Here is a 21,581-nt window from a genome sequence, read left to right as displayed (position 1 = left end):
GACCGAACCATCGCGCTGCGCCGGGACCCGAGGCGTCATCGCCGTTGACGGGCGGCTGTAGTCCATGACGCTGGAAAGCGTGCCGACCGGCGACGACAGCCACCGGCGCATTGGATGACGTGCAGTCGGCGCCTCGGCCTTGAACCGGCGCGTCGCGCACGCGCCTGATGGGGAATGAACAAGAAGAGCGCCTCGGTGAGGGACATCGTCGTGTTGGGTGGGTCCGCGGGAAGTGCGCAGGCGTTGGCACGCATTCTTTCGGCCTTGCCCGAAAACTTTCCCGCGGCCGTCGTCGCGTGCGTCGATGCGCCCTTGGCGGTCAATGAGGCGTCGCGGCCGCAGAAGCTGGCCGGGCTGCAGACGCGTCTGCCCTGGCACTTTGCAAGCGACGGCACGAAGCTGACCGTCGGGACGGTCCTGCTGTTGCCGCCCGATGCCCATGGCTGGATCGCCCCGGACGGCTCGATCACGCTGAGCACGATCGACGCCAAGGGACTGGCCGGCCGCGTGGATGCGCTGCTCTCCTCCGCTGCCACGGCCTTCGGGCCGCGGGTGATCGGTGTGGTGCTCAGCGGCGACAACACCGACGGCACCGAAGGCCTGAAAGCCATCGAACGCCATGGCGGCATGGGCATCGTGCAAAGCCCGGTCGATGCGGTGGAATCGCGCGCGCCTTCGCACGCGGTGGAGGCCGACCATCCCGACTGCGTGGCCATGCTCGACCAGATCCCGCGCCTGCTCGTGCAATGGACCCTGCCGCGCTGAAGCGTCGCCGCCAACGCACATGACCCACGCCCATCGCAAGCGCCTGGCCGGGCTGGCGGCCGGTGGAAGCGACTTCCTCCATGCCAGCATCGCGGAGATCCTGCGCCTCATGCGGGCCGAGCTGGCGATGGACATCGCCTTCGTCACGCAATACCTGGACGACCAGATTCACTTCCAATGGGTCGATGCCGACGCACCCTTCGACCAGATTCAGGGGCGCATCCAGACCCCGCTCGAGAGCTTCTGCCAGCGGGTGCTCGACGGCCGCCTGCCCGCGCTGATCCCGTCGATGCCGGCGCTCGCGCAGACGCACGACCTGCCCGTGTCGCCGGTTCCGATCGGCGCCTACATGGCGGTGCCGGTGCTGCTCAAGACCGGCCAGCTGTACGGAACGCTGTGCTGCCTGAGTTTCGAGCCGAAGCCCTCGCTGCACCCGACGGCGCTCAAGCGGCTCGAGATGTCGGCCCGCCAGGTCGCGCGGCTGATCGACCAGGAGATCGGCTGGGGGCCGGTGGCGAGGTAGCGGCCACGCCCGGCGGCATGTCGGGCACGCGCGAGAAAGCAGGACCCACCGGGGCCTGCATGTGGCCGGCGCACGGTGAGCTGCACACCCCGTCCTCTTCCTTTTGACCAATAACTCCGATAATATTATTTATCCGAACACAGAACGACGATCCGAACCGGGCCCCTCATGCCGACATTCACCCCCGAAAGCTTCCACGGCATCCACGCCATCCTCTATGCGCTCTACGACGCCGACGAGCAGCTCGACCGGGCGGCGATGCGCCGCCAGGTCCAGGCCTGCCTGGCCTGCGGCGTGCATGGCATGGCGGCGCTGGGGCTCGCGACCGAGGTGGCGAAGTTGACCGAGGGCGAGCGCCGCACGGTGATGGACTGGGTCGCGGAAGACACCGCCGGCGCCGTGCCGCTGGCGCTCACCATCTTCGGTTCGTCGGTGGCGGAGCAGCTCGCGCAGGTGCGCCATGCCGAGTCGGTGGGCGCGGATTGGGTGATCCTGCAGCCGCCCGCGGCCGGTGCCTTCGCCGCCTCCGAATACATCCGCTTCTTCGGCCGCGTCGCCGAGGGCACGAGCCTCCCCGTGGCCATCCAGAACGCGCCGGCCTTCTTCGGGCGCGGGCTCAGCGCCGACGAGATCCGGGAGCTGGTCACGCAGCATCCGAACATCCGGCTGATCAAGGGCGAAGGCTCGGTGGTCGAGATCGCCGGACTGCTGGAACGAACCGAGGGGCGAGTCCCCGTCTTCAACGGCCGCGGCGGGCTGGAACTGGTCGACAACCTGCGCGCGGGCTGCCGCGGCATGATCCTCGCGCCCGATGGCATCGACCACGCGGTGGCGGCCTATGAAGCCTTTCGCCGCGGCGACGAGCCTGCCGCCGAACGCGCCTACCAGGCCATGCTGCCGGCCGCGGTGTTCGTGATGCAGGGCATCGAGAATTTCCTCTGCTACGGCAAGCGACTGTTCGGCGCGCGTGCGGGCCTCGCGGTGCATGACCGCGCCCCCGCGCAACGGCCCGTGCCGGCGGGCGAGGCCATGGTCGCGCGCTTCGCCGCGGCGCTCGGCCCGCTGCGCGATCGCCGATCGGAGGCGGCATGAAGCTCCCGGGCGAGGACGGCACACGCGAGCTGGAGCGCGGCCTGCCGGCACAGATCGCGGGCCGGATCGGCCGCCGCATCCTGCAGGGCGACCTCCAGCCCGGCGACACCCTGCCCAAGGAACTCGAACTGCTGGCCGAACTGCAGGTCAGCCGCACCACGCTGCGCGAGGCCCTGGCGGTGCTGGCCAGCAACGGCTTCATCGAAGCGAAGCAGCGCATCGGCACGCGGGTGCGCGCGCGGGCGCACTGGAACACGCTCGACCCGACGGTCATGGGCTGGCACGCCGAGACCGGTGCACCGGGCGCGCTGGCGCAGGAGCTGTTCGAGATCCGGCTCGCGATCGAGCCCATGGCCGCGCGGCTCGCGGCAGAGCGCGCGACGCCCGATGACCTGGCGCGCATCCGCACGGCGCTGCAGGCCATGGGCGACGAGCGCCAGGGCGCGGAGCGCGCCATGGAAGCCGACATCGACTTCCACCTGCAGGTGATCGCCGCGGCCCACAACCGCTTCCTGATGCCGGTGGCCTCGGTGATCCGCGCGGCGCTGGAGGTCAGCGTGCCCAAGACCTTCGAGGAATTCGGCGGCATGGGCCACTCGATGGCGATGCATGCCGCGATCCTGCGCGCGATCGAGCAACGCAAGCCCGAGGCCGCGGCCCGGGCCGCCACGAAGCTGCTCGAGGACACCTACCAGCGCAACTTCGCCTGAAGGCCGCGCGCGCACGGCCATCCTTTCCCCCCGCCCCTTCCATTCAAAACAAACAGGACGAGACAAGATGAGCGCCAGGAACCAGACCCCGCATGCCACGGCATCGATCGCCGAACCGCCAACGCACGACCGGCGCCGCCGTCGGTTGATGCAATGCCTGGGCGCGGCCGCCGCCCTGCCCCTTTCCTGGCCGGCGCTGGCCGAGACCTACCCGGGCAAGCCGGTCGAACTCGTGGTGCCGGCTTCGGCCGGCGGCGGCACCGATGCACTGGCGCGCGCCTTCGCCGAAGCGACCCGCAAGCTCTTCCCGCAGCCCATCGTGGTCAACAACCGCCCCGGCGCCAGCGGCGCGATCGGCATGAACGACGTGCTGGCCGGCCGCGCCGACGGCTACAAGCTGTGCATGGTGATCGCCGAGGTCACGACGCTGCCCAACCTGGGCCTGGCCAAGTTCGACTACACGAAGTTCGAGCCCATCGCGCGCCTCAACGCCGACCCGGCGGCGATCACCGTACGCGCCGACGCGCCGTGGAACACGCTGGAGGAATTCCTGGCCGCGGCGCGCAAGCAGCCCGGCGACGTCAAGCTGGGCAATGCGGGCACCGGCTCGGTCTACCACCTGTCGGCCATCGGGCTCGAGGACCAGGCCGGCGTGAAGTTCAACCACGTGCCCTACTCCGGCGCCGCGCCGGCCGTGATCGCGCTGCTGGGCGGCCACATCGACGCCCTCGACGTGAGCCCGGCCGAGGTCGGCACCCATGTGCAGGGCGGCAAGCTCAAGATGCTGGGCATCATGGCCGACGAGCGCATCCCGGCCTTCGGCAGCGTGCCGACCTTCAAGGAACGCAAGATCGACCTGGCGCTGGGCACCTGGCGCGGGCTGGCCGCGCCCAGGGGCACACCCAGGCCCGTGATCGACATGCTGCGCGCCACCGCGCGCCAGGCGGTCGAGGACCAGGGTTTCAAGGACAGCCTGGCCAAGCTCAACCTGGGCCTGGCCTACCTCGACGCGCCCGATTTCGAGCGCGCCATGCAACGGGACCACGAATACTTCGGGCAGTTGATCCGGAAGAACGGCATCAAGGTCTGAGCGCCGTGCGGCGGCCGGCAGAGGCGACGCAGGAACTCAACCGATGGCCGCTGCCTGCGGCTGCGTCAGCAAGGCCAGCCGCATGCGCAGCCGCCGGATCGCCACCTCGTGCCGCCGCGTCTGCGCGCCGCGCCCGTAAACCGCCGCCTTGCGGATCAAGCGCAGCTGCTCGCGCTGCAGGCGGGCCCGCACGAGCCGGGCGCGCAGGCCGAAGTCGCGGCCCGTCTCGCGGCGGATCCGGTAGCGCTGCAGCGGCGCGCCCAGCCGCACCCATTCGTCGTCGCGGATCAGTTCGCGCTCGGGCACGAACCAGCTCGCGAGCGCATGCAGGTAGGCGCCGTTCTCCTGCGCCGCGACGCGCCAGAACAGGGCCGCCGCCACCATGGCCGGAATGCCCTTGATCGCGAGCAGCAGCGCCAGCTCGCCGTAGCCGTCATTCAGCACGTTCTCCAGCAGCGGCGAGTTCCAGGCGAAGTGCATGCCCCAGGCGAGCGCGAAGCACAGCAGCACGACGCCGAGCCGCGCCGCCATCGGCCGCGCGGGATGCAGCAGGTACCAGGCGACGCCGAAGGACGCGATGGTGGTGTAGGCCGCATGGCTCCAGAGCCCGCTCAGCAGGCCGCGCGTGAGCAGGTTGAGCAGCACCGGCGACACCTGGTTCTCGAGCGGGAAGGAGATGGAGGCGTTGACGGTGTAGCTCAGGTTCTCCACCACCTGGAAACCCAGGCCCGCCATCGCCCCGACGATCAGCACCGACAGGTAGGTCTGGAACTGGTTGCGCGCCACGAGGATCAGCAGGACCACGCCCGCAAGCTTGAGGAACTCCTCGGTGATCGGCCCCGCGACCGCCGCGCCCCAGACGGCCGCGAACTCCGGCGAGACCAGCTTCGCGCACAGGCTCTGGATCGCGATGTTGGCCGGCGCCGCGAAGTACACCGCGCCCAGTCCGCCCCAGGCGAAGGCCAGCAGGTAGGCCTCGGGCGGGTGCTGCTCGAGCAGGTCCAGCGTGCGGAACACGAGGAGGAAGGCGAGCGTGTAGAGGCCCCAGACGAAGGCGCCGAGCAGGGCCGTGACCGGCACCACGCGAAAGCCCATCGCGAACATCTGGCAGGTGTAGAACAGCCCGTTGACGATCAGCGCGGCCAGCAGCCAGAAGGCCGCGCGGCGCGGCTGGAAGAAGGAATCGGTGCCCACGGGCCAGGGGTTGGCGTCCGGGTCGAACAGCGGCGCGCTCAAATCGAGGCCTCCAGGTCCATCGAGTCGAGCATGCGGCGCGCCTCGGCCAGGGCCTCGTGGAGGCCGTCGTTGCTGCCGTAGAAATTGACCTGCACCAGCGAGCGCCGGTCGAGGTCGACCACCTGCCAGAAGCGGCCCGACAGGTTGGGCCCGTCATAGGCGAAGGTCACGCCCTGCAGGCCCCAGGAGGTGACGAAGTCGGCCACGTCGCCTTCCAGCCGCAGGCCCTGCCCCAGTTCCATGAGCCGCTGCTGGCGCGCCATCGGCCCCTCGGGCCCGCCGGCCCAGGGCAGTGTCGTCACCTGGAAGCGGTGGCCCCCCTTGAACAGCATCAGCGAACGGCCGGCCCGGGAACGGGCGACGTCCATCTCCCATCCTTCGGCCGGCACGAAGCGGGCTTGGCCGACCTCGACGGTCTCGCCGTCGGGCAGGGGCTGAGCACCGGGTGTGTGACGGTCCCAGTAGCCGAGGCCGCCGACATAGAGGCCGATGGCGAGCAGGACGAGAAGCGCGCCCGGCCAGGTGCGGTAGGGGACGCGTCTAGAGGGTTCTGGCATCGGGCGATCGTGCCATAGCGCGGGGCCACATGTCCGCTGCCGCCACAGGTCCTGACGCCGTCCGCCCCTGCTGGCGCACCGGTCCGCGCCAAGGCTCTCGAGGCCGGTCAGCCGCGGCACGGTATCGACCACCGAAGCATCGCAACAAGCCCCCGTGCACCCACGCGCAAGACACCCCGAAGCGGCGTCCCTAGCATCGGTTCACCGTGATCCCAGCGACCTTCCAGCCCCTCCACCGCATGTCCTTCGCGCCCCCCGCGTCCCCTCTCGATCCGAACCCCTGGCTCGCGCTGCAGGTCGTGGCCCGGCGCCACGAGACACGTGACATCATGGTGTTCGACCTGGCGCGCGCCGACGGCGCCCCGCTGCCACCCTTCACCGCCGGCGCCCACCTCGAAGTGAAGATCGCGGGGCTGATCCGGCACTACTCGCTGTGCGGCGCGCCGGACGATCGCGCGCACTACCGGATCGCGGTGCAGCGCGAACCCGGCGGTCGCGGCGGCTCGGTGCAGCTGTGCGACACCGCCGCGGCGGGCGACATGCTGGCGGTGCGCGGCCCCTTCAATCACTTCGCCCTGCACGAGCCCATCGAACAGCCGCCGCTGCTGCTGGCCGGCGGCATCGGCGTGACGCCGGTGCTGAGCATGGCGCTGGCACTGACGGCGGCTGGTACCGATTTCGAGCTGCACTTCAGCGGGCGTTCGCTCGAACACATGGCCTTCCTGCCCCTGCTGCGCTCGGGCCTGTTCGGCCACCGCGTGCACCTGTATGCCGACGATGGCAAGGGCGTGGCCCCCGTGGACCTGCCGACCCTGCTGGGCCGCGGGCGGCCCGGCCGCCATCTCTACGTGTGCGGGCCCGGCGGCATGATCGATGCGGCCGAGCGCATCGCGCGCGAACAGGGCTGGGCCGGCGACCACATCCACTTCGAGCGCTTCGGTGCGCCTGCGCCGGCGCCGGCCGAGGGCGGATGCGAGGCCTTCGAGGTCGAGATCGCCTCCACCGGCCGCCGCATCCCCGTCGCGGCCGACCAGAGCGTGGCGCAGGCCCTGGCCGCGGCCGGCGTGCAGATTTCCATGTCCTGCGAGGTCGGTGTCTGCGGCAGCTGCCGCACGCGCGTGCTGGCGGGCGTGCCCGAGCACCGCGACCTGCTGCTGAGCGCCGAGGAGCAGGCCGCCAACACCGAGTTCACGCCCTGCTGCTCGCGCTCGAAGACGCCCTTGCTGGTCCTGGACCTCTGAGCGCCCGCCCTCCCCCACCCCGTTTTCCTCCACCACCGCCAAGAGCACCCCGATGGCCCTGATCTGCGAACACAACCAACGCCGCACCCCCGTCGAACCCGGCGCGCTGCACATCCTGCGTGCCACGCCCCAGAACGTGCACTGGGGCTACTTCGATCCTGCGAAGGCGCCCTCGCTGAAGGTCCGGAGCGGCGACCTGGTGCATGCCGAGGCCATCACGCACCATGCCGGCGATGCGCCCGAACTGATGATGGACGACGCCATCTGGAAGATCTTCAAGGAGATCCCCGAGGAGGACCGCAACCCCGGCGTGCACATCATGACCGGCCCGATTCACGTCGAAGGCGCGAAACCAGGCGACATGCTGGAGGTGCGCTACCACCGCATGACGCCGCGCAACAACTATGGGTCCAACCTGGCGGCCAACTGGGGCTACCTCTACAAGGAATTCGACGAGAAGGAGCGCGTGACCATCTACGAGCTCGACCCGAACTCGAACAACGCGCGCGCGATGTACGCCTACGACTTCCCCGGCAAGTACCTGGTGCCCGGCACGGTCACCGAATGCCCGGTGTGCGACCGGCAGGAGGCGCTCAAGGGCGTGCGGGTGCCGGTGCGCCCCCATCTGGGCACGGCCGGTGTGGCGCCCGACGTGCATGGCCGCGTGAGCACCATCCCGCCCGGGCTGCACGGCGGCAACATCGACAACTGGCGCATCGGCGCGGGCGCCACGATGTACTACCCGGTGCAGGTCGACGGCGCGCTGTTCTCCATCGGCGACCCGCACGTGTCGCAGGGCGACGGCGAGATCAGCGGCACGGCCATCGAGAGCTCGCTCAACGTGACGATGCAGATCATCCTGCGCAAGGACTTCTTCTTCCCCTCGCCGCTGCTCGAGACCGAGGACTGCTTCATCGTCCACGGCTTCGACCCGGACCTCAACGTGGCGACGCGCAATGCCGCGCTCGACATGCTCAGGCTGCTCAACGAGCACCACGGCCTGTCGCGCAACGACAGCTATTCGCTGATGAGCGTGGCGGCCGACTTCGGCGTGACCCAGGTGGTCGACGCGACCCAGGGCGCGCACGTGCGCATCCCGCGCAACATCTTTCCGCCCAAGGGCTTCTGAGGCCGCGGCCCACCCGCCGGAAAACGCACGGCGACTTGACGATCCGCGCCGCGCCGCGCCGCGCCGCGCCGGCTGGCCGGAAACTTGCTCAGGACCTCGACGCAAGTCGAAGAACGGCGGCATCCGCACCGTTCAGAACCAGCCACCGGAGGTCCACCGTGAATGCATGGAATGTTTCCACCCATACCTACACGCAGGGCGAACGCTCGCGCATCTGGCAACAGGCGCTGACCCGCCTGCACCTGCCCGCCGTCGACCCGCTCGGCACCCACTCGGCCTTCCATGGCGACGTGGCCAGCCTGGTGTCGCCGCAGGGCATCGAGTTCGCGCGCATGAGCGCCTCGCCCCAGACCATCTCGGGCCGCTCGGCCGACCAGCCCTTCTCGGTCTGGCTGTCGATCCTGATGGAAGGCCGCTTCGCCTTCGGCGGCAGCCGGGGCGAGCCGGTCATCGACCTGATGCCTGGCGACATCATCTACGGCCCGACCGGGGTCGATTCCACGCTCACGCTCAAGAGCGACTTCCGCATGCTCTACGTGAAGATCCCGCAGCTGATGCTGCACCCGCGGCTGGTCAACCTGGGCTCGCTGCGCACCGGCACCTTGTCGGGGCACAAGGCCATCAACCGCATCTTCGCGGGCATGCTGACCTCGGTGGCCGACAACATGGAGGCGCTCGACGCCGCCGAGCTGCGACCGATCGAGCTGGCGCTGACCGAATTCGTGGTGGTGAGCCTGGCCGGCAGCACCGCGCTGCAGACCTTCGGCAGCGCGGCGCGGCTGGTGCACTACCAGCGCATCTGCCAGTCGATCGAGAACCAGCTGGGCGACCCCGAGCTCACGGTCGGCAAGATCGCCGCCGAGCAGCATGCCTCGCTGCGCTACGTGCAGAAGCTGTTCGAAGCCGCCGGCCACAGCTTCGGCCACTACCTGCGCCAGCGCCGGCTCGAGCGCTGCCGCTCCGACCTGCAAAGCACGCTGCACCGCCACCTGTCGATCTCCGACATCTGCTTCCGCTGGGGCTTCAGCGACCCGGCCCACTTCAGTCGCAGCTTCCGCGCCGAATTCGGCACCACCCCGCGGGCCTACCGCCAGGCGCAGCTGGGCCTCGGCGATGCGGAAGCTCTAGAGGTTGCGGAGACAGTGCACACGTGAACTGCCGAGCCTGATCCATTCGCTCGGTCAAGCACCTCGACGGTGCGACGGTCTGTGTTCGTCGTGACTTGAATGCGCCAGAGCACACTTCATTCACTTTAAACGGTGCGCCGATGCAGGGAGATCCGGACGAAGCAGTTTCAGAAGTGGCGACGTGACTGAGCCCTGCAGCGTGCAATACAGTTTCACACGGCCCTTGGTTTCATGCTCCTCTATCAACAGGACACGCTCCACGGAACCCTTTGCGGTCACGGTCCCGCTACCCTGACCGCCACGCTGCCATGCGTCGAGCGGGTCACTCACTTGGCGATACTCGCCGCGCGCCCAGTATCCGTTGGTCTTCACCAGCCGTTGCTCAGGATTCAAAAGCTGGTTGACCGCTTTGGCTACGGAGGTTTCTGAGCCCTCCACATCGAATCCCCACCATACGAAGGCGCCCATCGTATCGTCGTAACTCACCTCATTTCGGTAAGCCATCAACTTCAGCCCATCGACCTCCACAGGCTGCCGGAAAGTCTGCACCTGACCTTGTTCTGACAGCGGGTCTGAAACTGTGGGGCTTGCCACCCCGCCAGTCGCACTGACGGCAACATCAGGTCCGAAGGACTGTGGATTCGCCGAAAGCCTGGCGAAGAAAGACTGATCGCATTGCATAAATGCCACCAAGGCGACCTTTGCCGAATCAGGGCCCGATGCCTTTGAGGCGCTATCCGTAGGCGTCGCGGCAGTGGCAGTGGCCATCAGCAGGCCCGCGGCAATTGAGACGATCAGCTGTTCAGTGGTTCGGTGACTTCTTGTGCGCATGGCGAGGCTCCCTGTTGTGTGTATCGACGCTTGTCGTTGCAAGCGCTGCAACTATAGGGAGCCATCCATCAGCGCGAAGGATCAGCCAATGGAAACCGCCCTGAACAGCGACTTTCCAGAGCCAACTGTGCAAAGGATCACGTGCCGGAAAGTGAACCCGCTCAGCTCTTGGTCAGCGCTTGAGCCAGGCCGGCGCGATCTGCGTGCCCAGACCGGCGCCGTAGCCGAAGTAGATGTTCAGGCCCGCCACCGGCTCGAGGTAGCGCGCATTCTTCAGGCCGCCGGCATCGACCGCGTCGAAGCCGATGCTCTCGATCAGCGCCTGGACCGTGTCCTTGGCCTTCGCCTCGTCGCCGGCGAAGAACACGCTGCCCTTGGCATCGCCGAAGCCCGCGCCTTGATGCATGACCTGGGCGAACAGGGTGTTGAAGGCCTTGACCACGTGCGCGGTCGGCACGCGCTTGGCGATCTCCTCGGCCGCCGAGCTGCTGAAGCCCACGGTCAGGCCCATGTAGTCGGCCGTCAGCGGATTCGAGACGTCGACGATGACCTTGCCCTTGAGGTCGCCCAGCGCGGCGAGCGCGGCCGGGGCCTGGTCGTAGGGCACGGCCAGCACCAGGACCTCGACGTTCTTCGCCGCCTGGTCGAGCGGTAGCGCCTGGGCGCCCAGCGCCTCGGCCACGGCCTGGGCCTTGTCGAGCGAGCGGCCGGTCAGCGTCACCTGGTGGCCGGCCTTGACGAATTGCTTGGCGAGGCCGGAGCCGACGTTGCCGTAACCGACGATGGTGAGTGTCATGGTGATCTCCTTGAGGAAAGAGGATGCGGGTTGAAAGTGCCGCGCGGATGCGGCGAGGAAAAAGGAAGCTCAGGCCCAGCTGTACGGGATCAGGATGCCGCTCTTGTAGGGCTTGAAGCCCAGCGACTTCTTCGCGACGATGGTGCTCAGGCCGAGGAACAGCGGGATCGAATAGCCTTGCTCCACCTGCCACATGTCGAAGGCCTTGAAGCCCTCGATGCGCTTGGCGTAGTCGGGCTCGCCCATCAGCGGATACAGCCTGGGCGGGATGTCCTCGCCCTTCCAGATCGAGAAGCTCATCTTCGGGTCGAGCATGTAGCCCGAATACGTGCCCGGGTCGCCCGCGGCCGGATTGAAGGGCTTGAGCACCGGGCCGTCGAACTTGCCGGTGCGCTGATACTCGTAGAGCGCCGGGCTGTCGAGCACCTGCAGGTTGACCTCGATGCCGACCTTCTGCCACATCTGGGCGATCACGCGCGCGGTGTCGAAGTCGCTCGCGAACACGCCCTTGCTGGTGTAGAAGTTCAGCTTGACCGGGTTGGCCGCGTTGTAGCCCGAGGCCGCGAGCAGTGCCTTGGCCTTCCCGGGATCGAAGGCGATCCTGAAGTCCGGCACATAGGCCGGGAAGCCCGGGCCGGCCGGCATCGAGACCGCGGTCGCATGGCCGCCGAACAGCGCCTTCGAGATCGCCGCCTTGTCGATCGCATGGTGGCAGGCCAGACGCACGTTCCTGTCGGTGAGAATGCCCTTGTTGGCCATCTGAAGGAAGACCACGCCGGTGGTCGCGTCCAGGTGCGGCGACAGGCCCGGCAGCGCGCCCAGGCGCTCGGCCTCGCGCACCGGGATGTTCATCGTCAGGTCGGCCTGGCCGGCCTGCATCGCGGCGGCGCGCGCGGTCGGGTCCTTGGTCACCTGGAACACCAGCCGCTTCACCTTGGCCGGCCCACGCCAATAGCCCTCGTAGGCTTCGAGCACGATGCGCTGGTCGCGCTGGTACTCGACCAGCCGGTACGGGCCCGAACCGACGGGTTTGGCCTCGAAGCCGTCCTTGCCCACCTTCTCGTAGTAAGCCTTGGGCAGGATGTAGGCCGGAATGTCGGCGAACATCACCGGCGCGATCGCCATCGGCGTGCTGAACTTCACCACCGCCTTGAGCGGCGTCGGCGTGTCGATCGCCTCGATGGCCGACCACACGCCCTCCAGCAGCGAGGCCTTCTGCGCACGCGGCCGGTCGAGGAAGGAGAACTTGAAATCGGCCGAGCTGAGCCGGTCGCCGTTGTGGAAGGTCACGCCGTCGCGGAAGTTCAGTTCCAGCAGCGTGCAGTCCTTGTTGAGCCACTTGAAGTCCGACACCACGCTGGGCGCGAATTGGAGGTCCGGCGCGAGCTCGAGCGGCTGGTCGTAGACGCACTTGATGACGGCCGACTGCGTGGGGTTGAGCGACACCGGGTCCCAACTCAGGATGTCCATCGGGAACGCGACGGTCACGGTGCGTGCGTCCTGCGCGAAGGCACCGGTGCCGAAGCTGGTGGCCATCGTCGCGCCGAACAGCGCGAGCGGCAGCTTGGTGACGAAATCTCTGCGGTGGGTCATGGGAAGAAGCGCTCCGGGAAAGGGAAAGTCGGTTCAGAAGGGCTTGTCGCCCTGGATGGTCACGCGGTGGCCCGAGCGGGTCTGCGGGTAGTAGTCCCACACGGCGTGGTGCTCGACGCACCGGTTGTCCCAGAACGCGACCGAATGCGGCTGCCAGCGGAAGCGCACCTGGAAGCTCGAGTTCTGGCAGTGCGCGAAAAGAAAACGCAGGATCGCGTCGCTCTCGGGCTTGTCGACGCCCACGATGTGGGTCGTGTATTGCGCGTCGGCGAACAGGCACTTGCGCTTCGTGACCGGGTGCGTGCGCACGATGGGCTGGGCGGTGGCCGGGAAGCGCTTGCTCGGGTCGTTGGTGTACTTGCGGTAGATGTGCTCGGCGTCGTGCACGGCCGTCAGGCCTTCGAGGTAGGCCTTCATGCGATCGGACAACGCCTCGTAGGCCGCGTACTGGCTCGAGAACAACGTGTCGCCGCCGACGGGCGGCACGATGTGCAGATGCAGGATGCTGCCCATCGGCGGCGCCTCGTTGCAGCTCAGGTCGGAGTGCCAGCTCTCGCCGGCCACCGACTTGGAGTTCGCGTCGCCATGGATCGGCACCACGTAGGGATAGCCTTCGACGCCGAAGCCGCCGGTGTGCAGCACCAGGTCGCCGTAGTGGCGCGCGAAGCGCTGGTGCGATTCGAAGTCCAGCTTCTGGTCGCGGAAGAACACCACCTGGTGCGCCATCAGCGCCTCGTGGATCTCGTGCACCTGCTGCGGATGCAGCGGCTGCGTGAGGTCGACGCCGCCGATCTCGGCGCCGATGGTGAGCGTCATGGGCGCCACCTGGATCGTCTCGTATTGCATGAACAAATCACTCCTGAAGGACTTCATTCTTGGGCGGCGCCACCCGATTCCTCTTGCATCGCCGCGCATGGCGACTTGAGGGAAAGCGGCGCCGGCCCGGGCCTCACGCCGGCCAGCGCTGGCCGAGGTCGCGCGGCGGCACGGCCGCCAGCAGGCTGCGGGTGTAGTCGTGCTGCGGGTCGGCGAGCACGCGCTCGGTCTCGCCGCTCTCGACCACCACGCCCTGGTGCATCACCAGCACGCGGCTGCAGAGGTAGCGCACCACCGCCAGGTCGTGCGAGATCAGGAGCAGCGAGATCTTGTGCTCGCGCCGGATGCGCAGCAGCAGGTTGAGGATCTGCGCCTGCACCGACACGTCGAGCCCCGAGACGATCTCGTCGGCCACCAGCAGCTGCGGCAGGTCGCACAGCGCGCGGCCGATGTTCACGCGCTGCCGCTGGCCGCCCGACATCTGCGAGGGAAAGCGCGTGAGCATGTCGGGCGCGAGGCCGACGTCGCCCACCAGCTCGCGGGCGCGCGCCTCGCGGTCGCTGTGCAGGTTGGGCCGGCTCTCCATCGACTGCGTGACCAGGCTCTGCACGCGGCGTCGCGGGTTGAGGGCCGAACGCGCGTCCTGGAAGATCATCTGGATCGAGGCGATGCGGCGCTCCCAATCCTCGGCCTTGGCGACCAGCGCGCGGCCGTTGAGCAGGATGGTGCCTTCGCTCGCGCTCTCCAGCCCCATCACGAGGCGGGCCAGGCTGGACTTGCCGCTGCCGCTCTCGCCCACGATGCCGACGAATTCGCCGGGCGCGATGCTCAGGTGCACGTCCTTCACCGCGTGCACCGCGGTGTCGCGCCGCAGCCAGCCGCCGCGCGGCCGGTAGGTCTTCGACAGGCCCTGCACCTGCAGGAACGGCGACTCGCTCATGCGCGGCGCCTGGAAGATGGTCGCGTCGCTGGCGTCCGCGGCCAGCAGCGGCTCGGGCGCGGCCGCACCGTGCACGCAGCGCACATGGTGGCCGGGCAGCACCTCGCGCATCGGCGGCACGCCGGTGGCGCAGGCCTCGGTCGCGACCGCGCAGCGCGGCTGGAAGCGGCAGCCGTTCAGCGACGGGAAGTCGCTGATGCCCGGCATCTGTCCCGGCAGCGAGAACAACAGCCGACGCGGGCCGGTGAGATGCGGGTTGGCGCGCTGCAACGCCTGCGTGTAGGGATGCAGCGAGCGCGTGAAGATCCGCTTGGCCGGTCCGCGCTCGGCCATCTCGCCCGCGTAGAGCACCACCAGTTCGTCGCACACATGCGCGGCCAGGCCCAGGTCGTGCGTCACGAAGACCACGCCGGTGCCGCGCCGCTCCTGCAGGCCGCGGATCAGCGTCACGATGTGCGCCTGCGTGCTCGCGTCGAGCGCGGTGGTGGCCTCGTCGGACACCACCAGTTGCGGGTCGCCGGCGAAGGCCATCGCGATCATCACGCGCTGGCACATGCCGCCCGAGAGCTGGAAGGCGTACTTGTCGAGCACCTGCGCGGGCTGGTGGATGCGCACCTCGGCCAGCATCGCGGCCGCGCGCTCGCGCCATTCGTCCTTGGCGACGCCCAGGCGCAGCAGGTGCTCCTGCACCTGCTGGCCGATGGTGAGCACCGGGTTCAGCGCCGTCATCGGCTCCTGCGGGATGAAGGCGATGCGCGCGCCGAGCAGGCGGCGGTGCGCTTCGGCCGGCATGCCCAGCAGGTCGTCGTCGCCGAAGCGCAGCGTGCCCGCGTCGACCGAGAAACCGTCGGGCAGGTGGCGCGCGAGCACGCGGCCGATCATGCTCTTGCCGGCGCCCGACTCACCGACCAGGCCCAGCGTGGCGCCGGCGCGCAGGGTGAAGCTCAGGTCGCGCAGCACCTGCAGGCGCTCGGGCCGGCCCGGCGCGGACACCGTCAGGCCACGGGCCTCGAGCAGTACGGCGCCTGTGGGTCGGGTCATCGCGGGCGGCACCGCGGTCTCGAGGGGCATGGCATGGGCAGGAAGGCTCATCGCTCAGCTCCCCGAACGGTTGAACAGGCGCGGATCGGTGGTGCGGCGCAGGCCGTCGCCGAGGCAGGTGGTGGCGAGCACGGTCAGCACCGTGCACAGCACCGGCGCGATCAGCCCCCAGGGGGAGCTGAACACGCTCTTGAGCCCGTCGGCGATCATCACGCCCCAGGTCGGCACATGGGGTTCGACCGACATGCCGACGAAGGACAGGATGCTCTCGGCCACCACCGAGATACCCATCTCCAGGCTGATCAGCGAGATCAGCGTGGGCAGGATGCCGGGCACGATGTCCTTCATCACCACCTGCCAATGCGAGGCCCCGGTGATGCGCGCTGCGGCCACGTAGTCCTTGCGGCGCAGCACCACCACGTCGGCACGGATCACCCGGCAGAAGCGCGTCCAGTCGACCAGGATGATCGCGACGATCACGTTCAGCAGCCCCGGCGAGAGCGCCACCATCAGCACCAGCGCCAGCACGATCGCGGGGAAGGACATCCACAGGTCGACCATGCGCAGGATCGCCCACTCGACGCGCCCGCCGCGGTAGCCCGCGACCAGCGCCAGCGTGCAGCCCAGCAGCGCGGCGCCCAGCGGCGCGGTGAGCGCGATGATCACCGTGACGCGGGTGCTGTAGATCAGCCGCGACAGCACGCACTGGCCCAGCGCGTCGGTGCCCAGCGGGAAGGCCCGGTCGCCGCCCGGCGCCCAGGCCGGTGGCAGCAAGGTGCTGAGCAGGTCCTGCTCGTTGGGGCCGTGCGGCGCGAGCCAGGGCGCGAAGACCGCCAGCGCGATCAGCAGCAGCAACAGGCCGGCGCCGATCACGACGCGGGGTTCGCCGAAGACGCGCCGCAGCGGCGCCGGCGCGGAGAGGGACAAGGTGCTCATGGCGTGCGCAGTCGGGGGTTGAGCAGCAGCAGGACCGCATCGGTGACCATGTTCACCGCCTGCACGGCAACGGCATAGGTCAGCGCCAGCCCCTGGATCATCGGCAGGTCGTGGCCGCCGATGGCGTTGACCATCAGGCTGCCGATGCCGGGAAAGCCGAAGATGGTCTCGATCAGCAGCGTGCCGCCGATCACCGTGCTGGCCTGGATGCCCAGCATGCTGACCGTCGGCAGCGCCGCGTTCTTCAGGGCATGCCGCACCAGGATGCGGTTCTCGCTCAGGCCGCGCAGTCGCGCCGCGGCCACGTAGTCCTCGGTATAGGCGTCGAGCAGGCTCGAATGCAGGATGCGCATCAGCGGCGGCGCGATGCCCAGCGACAGCGCGATCGAGGGCAAGGCCAGGTGCTTCATCGCGCTCCACAGCGCCGCGAAGTCGCCCGCCACCAACGCGTCGACCAGCAGGAAGCCGGTCACGGGCTGCACCCTCAGGCCGGCATCGAGCTGCCCGAGGAAAGGCAGCCACTGCAGGCCGATGCCCACGCCCAGGATCAGCAGGATGGCCCAGAGGAATTCGGGCACCGAGATCGAGATGCTGTTGACCACCTCCACCGCGCGCTCGATGCGCGTGCCGCGGTAGCGGAAGGCCAGCAGCCCGCCGCCGATGCCGAAGACCATGCCCAGCAGCAGGCCGCAGGCGATGAGCTGCAGCGTGGTGGGCAGCGCCTTGAGGATCAGCGGCGTGACCGCCAGCCCCGACTGCATCGTGCGGCCCAGGTCGCCGTGCAGCGCGTGGCCCAGCCAGATGCCGAACTGCACCGGGATCGGCTTGTCGAGCCCGAGCGCCGCGGTCAGCGCCTGCACGTCGGCCGGCGTCGCGCTGGGCGGCAGCAGCATGCCCATCGGGTCGGCCGGCAGCACGCGCAGCACGAAGAACACCAGCGCCGCGAGGAACAGCAGCATCGGGATGCGCCAGAGGATGCGCCACAGGGTCGGCAAGGCGCCGACGGCGCGCCCGGCAATGGCCCCCAGACGGCCGGCCGTCGCCGGGCGGGAAAGCGCGGAGGAAGTGGACATGGCGACGCGGTCCGTGGTGGCGCTCAGCAACTGTGCGCCGACGCCGTTTCGGCAACGGGCTGGATGGGAATGCGCACGCCCTTCTTCCCGCCGGCCTTCCAGGCCGACTGGTAGCGCGGCACCAGCCAGTTGTTGAACTCGCGCTGCGCCTGCTCCTGCCACGAGTAGCGGCCGCGGGTCGCGAAGCGCGAGCGCAGGCCGACCTGCACCAGCGCGTCGACGTGCAGGTCCTGCGCGATGATCTCGTTGGCCGCGTGCATGTTCATCGCCATGCGCTGCTGGAACAGCGGGTCCTGCATGGCGCCGGGCGCGAACAGCAGGCCGGTGTCCATCTCGTGCGTCTCGGGGCCGTCGGCGCGCAGGATCATGTAGATCACCATGTCGCTCATCATCACCAGCGACAGCGTCGGCGGGATGTTGGCGAACATCATGCGGTTGCGCTCCTCGAGCGTGAGCTTCGGGAACACCGGCAGGACGGCTTTCTGGGTGGCGTTGAAGCTCGCATCCTGGTGCAGCGTGCCGTTGAAGCGGTAGTAGCCGGCGGTGGTCTCGGGCAGCTCGGGAAAGCTCGCCATCGCGCTGGGCACGAAGTCGTGCAGCGGGCCGTGGTGCAGCCGGTTGGCGTGGTAGCCGTCGTTGTTGTTCTCGAACATGACCTTCCAGTTCCACGAGAAGTGCGCCGGCTTGTCGGGCCGCGGGCCGTCGAGGCTGGCCAGGTCGAAGTTCGCCAGCGCCTCGGTCACTTCCGCGAGGCGCGGCGCCAGTGCTTCGGCCGCCGGGTCGAAGTTCACGAACACGAAGCCCTGCCAGACCTCGACCTGGAGCGTCGGCAGGCAGAAGGCCTTCTTGTCGAAACCCGCGGTCTGCTCCATGGCCGGCGCGCCGATCAGTTCGCCGTCGAGCGAGTAGGCCCAGTGGTGGTACGGGCACAGGAAGGCCTTGGCATTGCCGTGGCCCTCCGCCACCAGCATCGCGCGATGCTGGCAGACCGAGGACATGGCCTTGATCTCGCCCAGCCGGTTGCGCGCGATCACCAGCGGCTCGCCGATGATCTTCGTGGTGAAGTAGTCGCCGGCCTTCGCCACCCACGATTCGCGGCCCACGCACAGCCATTCGTGATTGAAGACCGCTTCCTTTTCGAATTCGTAGAAGTTTCGGTCGGTGTAGCAAACCGGCGGTAATGCCTGCGCTTTTTGAACGGACAGGACCGAGCTGTCGAGTTCCTCGAAGAATTGGTCCGTGGGATGAAAAGTCATTGCGGCGCTTTCAGAATGAATTCCTTTTGCGGAAATCTGATTTCCGAAAAGAAAGGCTTTTGGATGCAATGATCTTAGGAGCCGCCCCCCAACGGGTCTTGGCGTCAGGCGCACGGCCAATGGCCTGGATGCGCACCATCTTGGGCCATGGACGATCGAGGGAAGCTGGCGGCAAAACATGACATCCGGGCCTTAGCGAGAACCGCGCCATCGCCCGCAGGCCGGCACGAAAAAGCCGCGGAACGCCAATTCGGCGCCGCGGCTTTTCGGTGCGTCGGGCCGGTTCCTCAGGCCTGCCAGTAATACGGCAGGATCCAGCCGTTCTTGAAGGGCTTGTAGGCCGCCTCGGCCTTGGCATAGGCGACCGTCGACACGCCCTGCACCAGCGGCAGCGAATAGCCCTGCTCCACCGCCCAGACATGGAATTTCCGGTAGCCCTCGATGCGTCTGGGGTCGTCGAGCTCGACCAGCAGCGGATCGAGCTGGGCCGAGACATCGGCGCTGCGCCAGACCGAGAAGCTCTTCTTGGGATCGAGGTAGTAGCCGGCCGAGAGCTCCGGGTCGCCGGTGGCGTTGGTCCAGAACCAGAGCGTCGGGCCCTCGAGCTTGCCGGCCTGCACCTTGGGGTAGTACTGCGCGGGCTCGATCACCTCCAGCGCCGCCTCGATGCCGACCTTCCTCCACATCTGCACGATGGCCCGCGCGATCTCGAAGTCGTTCGGGTAGATGCCGTTGGTGGCGAAGAAACGGAACTGCACCGGTTTCTGCGGGCCGTAGCCCGCCGCCTGGAGCAGCGCCTGCGCCCGGGCCGGGTCGAAGGCGAAGCGGTAGTCGGGCGCATAGGCCGGCGTGCCCGGCGCAGCCGCGGTCGACAGCGGCGCGGCGATGCCGTTGAAAAAGGCCTTGGAGATCGCCTGCTTGTCGATCGCGTGGTGCATCGCGAGCCGCACGTTCCGGTCGACCAGCGGGCCGCTGTTGACCATCTGGACCAGGTAGGTGTCGACGGTGGGCGTGAGGCTGTGGGCCAGGCCCTTGCTCTGGCCCAGGCGCAGCGCCTCGCGCATCGGCAGCGCGACCGCCACCTGCACCTGGCCCGACTGCACGGCCGAGACGCGGGTGGTCGGGTCCTTCACGACCTGGAACACCAGCCGCTTGATCTTCGCCGGCCCGCGCCAGTATTTGTCGAAGGCCTCGAGCGTGATGCTGGCGTCGCGCTGGTGGTCCACCAGCCGGTACGGGCCCGAGCCGACGGGCTTGGCGAGAAAGCCGTCGAGCCCGACCTTCTCGAAATAGGCCTTGGGCAGGATGAAGGCCGCGCTGTAGCCGAGGAACTGCGGTGCCGTGACCATCGGCTTGGCGAAGCGCACGATGGCGCGCGTGGGCGTCGGCGTGTCGATGGCAGTGATGCCGCTCCAGATGAAGCTCAGCTGCAGCCCCTTCTCGGCGCGCAGCCGATCGAAGAAGGTGAACTTGAAATCCGCCGACGTCAGCTTGTCGCCGTTGTGGAAGTACACGTCGTCGCGCAGGTCCAGCTGCAGCACCAGGCCGTCCTTGTCGAGCCATTCCCAGGCCGTGACCACACCGGGCTGCAGCTTCGAATCGGCCGTGTATTCCAGCGGCTGGTCGAACACGCACTTGAACAGCGCGGTGGGGTTGGGCGCGGCGCTGCGGCTCGGGTCCCAGCTCGGCACGTCGATCGGATAGGCGATGCGCACCTGCTCGGCCGCGGCGCTGGCGTCGAGGCCCCACTGCGCGAGCAGTAGGCCGGCGAGGCCGGTGGAAACGGACTGCGTGAATTGGCGGCGATGGATCATGGCGGTTCCTCGGCGGAAAAAGAAGAACCTCCGGCGCAGCAGGCGCGACAGCGCGGCGGAGGTGGCGGGCGGCGGATCAGCAGGGCTTGTCGCCCTTGACCCAGAGCCGGTGGGCCTCGCGGATGTATTTCTTGTCGTCGAACAGCGAGCCGGTGTGCAGCGAGCAGCGGTTGTCCCAGACCAGCAGGTCGCCCACCTGCCATCGGTGGCGGTAGACGAACTCGGGCTGCGTCGCGTACTCGACCAGCGACTCGACCAGGTCCACGCCCTCGGGGTTGTCCATGCCGACCACGCCCTTCACCGTGCCGCTGCTGGGCCACAGCGCCTTGCGGCCGTTGGCCGGATGGGTGCGGATCAGCGGATGGATCACGTCGGGGTTCTCGGCCTTGAGCTGGGCCGAGAGCTCGCGTTTGGCGTAGAGCCGCGTGGTCATCAGGTGCTCGTAGCTGTGGTGCACCTGCAGGCCGTCGAGCGCGGCGCGCCTTTCCTGGGGCAGCGCATCGTAGGCGGCGCACATGTCGGCCAGCAGCGTATCGCCGCCCTCGGCCGGCACCTCGACCGCATAGAGCATGGTGCACATCACCGGCTGTTCCTTGTAGGAGTAGTCGGTGTGCCAGCCCACGCCGTCGCGGTGGCTGCCGATCGGCTTGCCGTCGACCTCGCGGTTGGAGAGCATGTAGATCTCGGGGAAGCCCGGCATCGTGTGCTCCTGGATGGTGTGGCCCTCGGGCTCGCCGAAGGCGCGCGCGAAGTTCACCAGCTGCGCGGGCGTGAGCGACTGGCCGCGCAGCAGCACCGCGCCGTGCAGGTTGAAGGTGTTCACCACCTCCTGCAGGGTCTCGGCGTCGCCGGCGGACACATCGATGCCGAGCACTTCGGCGCCGTAGTTGTCCTTGAGTTTGCGGATGGAAAGGGTGTCGACGGTGGTCATGGGGTTCTTTCGGACGGAGCGGTCAAAGGGGATGCCATCGACATGGCTTGCACAGGGCCTGCTGCAAGTCACATGCCGACAGCG

General features: G+C 68.6%; 19 protein-coding genes and 1 pseudogene. 8 read left to right on the top strand and 12 right to left on the bottom strand.

Going from position 1 to position 21,581, the window contains the following annotated elements; genetic code table 11:
• Window positions 1-174 precede the first annotated feature (174 nt).
• The 5 genes from QTI20_RS07240 to QTI20_RS07220 all read left to right on the top strand — a co-directional run bounded on the left by QTI20_RS07240 (window position 175) and on the right by QTI20_RS07220 (window position 4,180).
• Window positions 175-765, top strand: coding sequence for a chemotaxis protein CheB (locus tag QTI20_RS07240; protein ID WP_286548878.1), 591 nt, complete (start codon window positions 175-177; stop codon window positions 763-765).
• A gap of 19 nt (window positions 766-784) precedes the next feature.
• Window positions 785-1,288 (top strand): GAF domain-containing protein, encoded by a 504-nt coding sequence (locus QTI20_RS07235; RefSeq protein WP_286548879.1) that lies wholly within the window; start codon window positions 785-787, stop codon window positions 1,286-1,288.
• A gap of 168 nt (window positions 1,289-1,456) precedes the next feature.
• Complete coding sequence (locus QTI20_RS07230; RefSeq protein WP_286548881.1) at window positions 1,457-2,380, top strand: dihydrodipicolinate synthase family protein; 924 nt, start codon at window positions 1,457-1,459, stop codon at window positions 2,378-2,380.
• Window positions 2,377-3,090, top strand: a complete 714-nt coding sequence (locus QTI20_RS07225; protein WP_286548883.1) for a FadR/GntR family transcriptional regulator — start codon at window positions 2,377-2,379, stop codon at window positions 3,088-3,090. Before QTI20_RS07230 ends, QTI20_RS07225 begins: the two co-directional genes overlap by 4 nt.
• A gap of 67 nt (window positions 3,091-3,157) precedes the next feature.
• Window positions 3,158-4,180 carry a Bug family tripartite tricarboxylate transporter substrate binding protein gene (locus QTI20_RS07220; protein ID WP_286548886.1) on the top strand — a complete coding sequence of 341 codons (1,023 nt, stop codon included), beginning with the start codon at window positions 3,158-3,160 and terminating at the stop codon, window positions 4,178-4,180.
• Window positions 4,181-4,216: 36 nt separating this feature from the next.
• On the opposite strand, the gene QTI20_RS07215 is transcribed toward QTI20_RS07220, so the two are convergent.
• Both QTI20_RS07215 and QTI20_RS07210 read right to left on the bottom strand, forming a co-directional pair.
• Window positions 4,217-5,416, bottom strand: coding sequence for a PrsW family intramembrane metalloprotease (locus QTI20_RS07215; protein WP_286548888.1), 1,200 nt, complete (start codon window positions 5,414-5,416; stop codon window positions 4,217-4,219).
• Window positions 5,413-5,973, bottom strand: a complete 561-nt coding sequence (locus tag QTI20_RS07210) for a hypothetical protein (RefSeq protein WP_286548889.1) — start codon at window positions 5,971-5,973, stop codon at window positions 5,413-5,415. The genes QTI20_RS07215 and QTI20_RS07210 overlap by 4 nt, the downstream gene beginning before the upstream one ends.
• A gap of 239 nt (window positions 5,974-6,212) precedes the next feature.
• Here QTI20_RS07210 and QTI20_RS07205 point away from each other — a divergent pair, with 239 nt between their 5' ends.
• From QTI20_RS07205 to QTI20_RS07195, 3 genes are all read left to right on the top strand, one after another.
• A complete protein-coding gene (locus tag QTI20_RS07205) occupies window positions 6,213-7,214 on the top strand; it encodes a PDR/VanB family oxidoreductase (protein WP_286548892.1) in 1,002 nt (333 codons plus the stop codon).
• Window positions 7,215-7,266: 52 nt separating this feature from the next.
• Entirely contained in the window at window positions 7,267-8,343 is a 1,077-nt protein-coding gene (locus QTI20_RS07200) for an acetamidase/formamidase family protein (protein ID WP_286548894.1), read from the top strand.
• A 158-nt stretch (window positions 8,344-8,501) separates the two neighbouring features.
• Entirely contained in the window at window positions 8,502-9,497 is a 996-nt protein-coding gene (locus QTI20_RS07195) for an AraC family transcriptional regulator (protein WP_286548897.1), read from the top strand.
• Between the two features lie 93 nt (window positions 9,498-9,590).
• On the opposite strand, the gene QTI20_RS07190 is transcribed toward QTI20_RS07195, so the two are convergent.
• The 10 genes and pseudogenes from QTI20_RS07190 to QTI20_RS07145 all read right to left on the bottom strand — a co-directional run bounded on the left by QTI20_RS07190 (window position 9,591) and on the right by QTI20_RS07145 (window position 21,497).
• On the bottom strand, window positions 9,591-10,301 hold the full coding sequence (locus QTI20_RS07190; RefSeq protein ID WP_286548899.1) for a hypothetical protein: 711 nt from the start codon (window positions 10,299-10,301) through the stop codon (window positions 9,591-9,593).
• 172 nt (window positions 10,302-10,473) lie between these two features.
• A pseudogene (locus QTI20_RS07185) lies at window positions 10,474-11,112 on the bottom strand (NADPH-dependent F420 reductase); the annotation flags it as partial.
• A 54-nt stretch (window positions 11,113-11,166) separates the two neighbouring features.
• Window positions 11,167-12,690 carry an ABC transporter substrate-binding protein gene (locus QTI20_RS07180; RefSeq protein WP_286548903.1) on the bottom strand — a complete coding sequence of 508 codons (1,524 nt, stop codon included), beginning with the start codon at window positions 12,688-12,690 and terminating at the stop codon, window positions 11,167-11,169.
• A 33-nt stretch (window positions 12,691-12,723) separates the two neighbouring features.
• On the bottom strand, window positions 12,724-13,536 hold the full coding sequence (locus tag QTI20_RS07175; RefSeq protein WP_286548905.1) for a TauD/TfdA dioxygenase family protein: 813 nt from the start codon (window positions 13,534-13,536) through the stop codon (window positions 12,724-12,726).
• A gap of 103 nt (window positions 13,537-13,639) precedes the next feature.
• Complete coding sequence (locus QTI20_RS07170) at window positions 13,640-15,517, bottom strand: dipeptide ABC transporter ATP-binding protein (protein WP_286574169.1); 1,878 nt, start codon at window positions 15,515-15,517, stop codon at window positions 13,640-13,642.
• A gap of 24 nt (window positions 15,518-15,541) precedes the next feature.
• Window positions 15,542-16,423: an ABC transporter permease gene (locus tag QTI20_RS07165; RefSeq protein WP_286548908.1), complete on the bottom strand. Its 882-nt coding sequence runs from the start codon at window positions 16,421-16,423 to the stop codon at window positions 15,542-15,544.
• A complete protein-coding gene (locus QTI20_RS07160; protein WP_286548909.1) occupies window positions 16,420-17,496 on the bottom strand; it encodes an ABC transporter permease in 1,077 nt (358 codons plus the stop codon). The genes QTI20_RS07165 and QTI20_RS07160 overlap by 4 nt, the downstream gene beginning before the upstream one ends.
• Window positions 17,497-17,519: 23 nt before the next feature.
• The gene (locus tag QTI20_RS07155; protein WP_286548910.1) at window positions 17,520-18,752 is read right to left on the bottom strand and encodes an aromatic ring-hydroxylating oxygenase subunit alpha; all 1,233 of its coding nucleotides are present in this window, start codon (window positions 18,750-18,752) and stop codon (window positions 17,520-17,522) included.
• 287 nt (window positions 18,753-19,039) lie between these two features.
• Window positions 19,040-20,566 (bottom strand): ABC transporter substrate-binding protein, encoded by a 1,527-nt coding sequence (locus tag QTI20_RS07150; protein WP_286548912.1) that lies wholly within the window; start codon window positions 20,564-20,566, stop codon window positions 19,040-19,042.
• A 76-nt stretch (window positions 20,567-20,642) separates the two neighbouring features.
• Window positions 20,643-21,497 (bottom strand): TauD/TfdA dioxygenase family protein, encoded by an 855-nt coding sequence (locus tag QTI20_RS07145; RefSeq protein ID WP_286548913.1) that lies wholly within the window; start codon window positions 21,495-21,497, stop codon window positions 20,643-20,645.
• Window positions 21,498-21,581: the final 84 nt, after the last annotated feature.

This window comes from Variovorax sp. J2P1-31, from assembly GCF_030317215.1.
GTDB lineage: Bacteria > Pseudomonadota > Gammaproteobacteria > Burkholderiales > Burkholderiaceae_C > Variovorax.
Note: the sequence above shows the minus strand (reverse complement) of the source record. Positions and strands in the feature narration are given on the sequence as shown.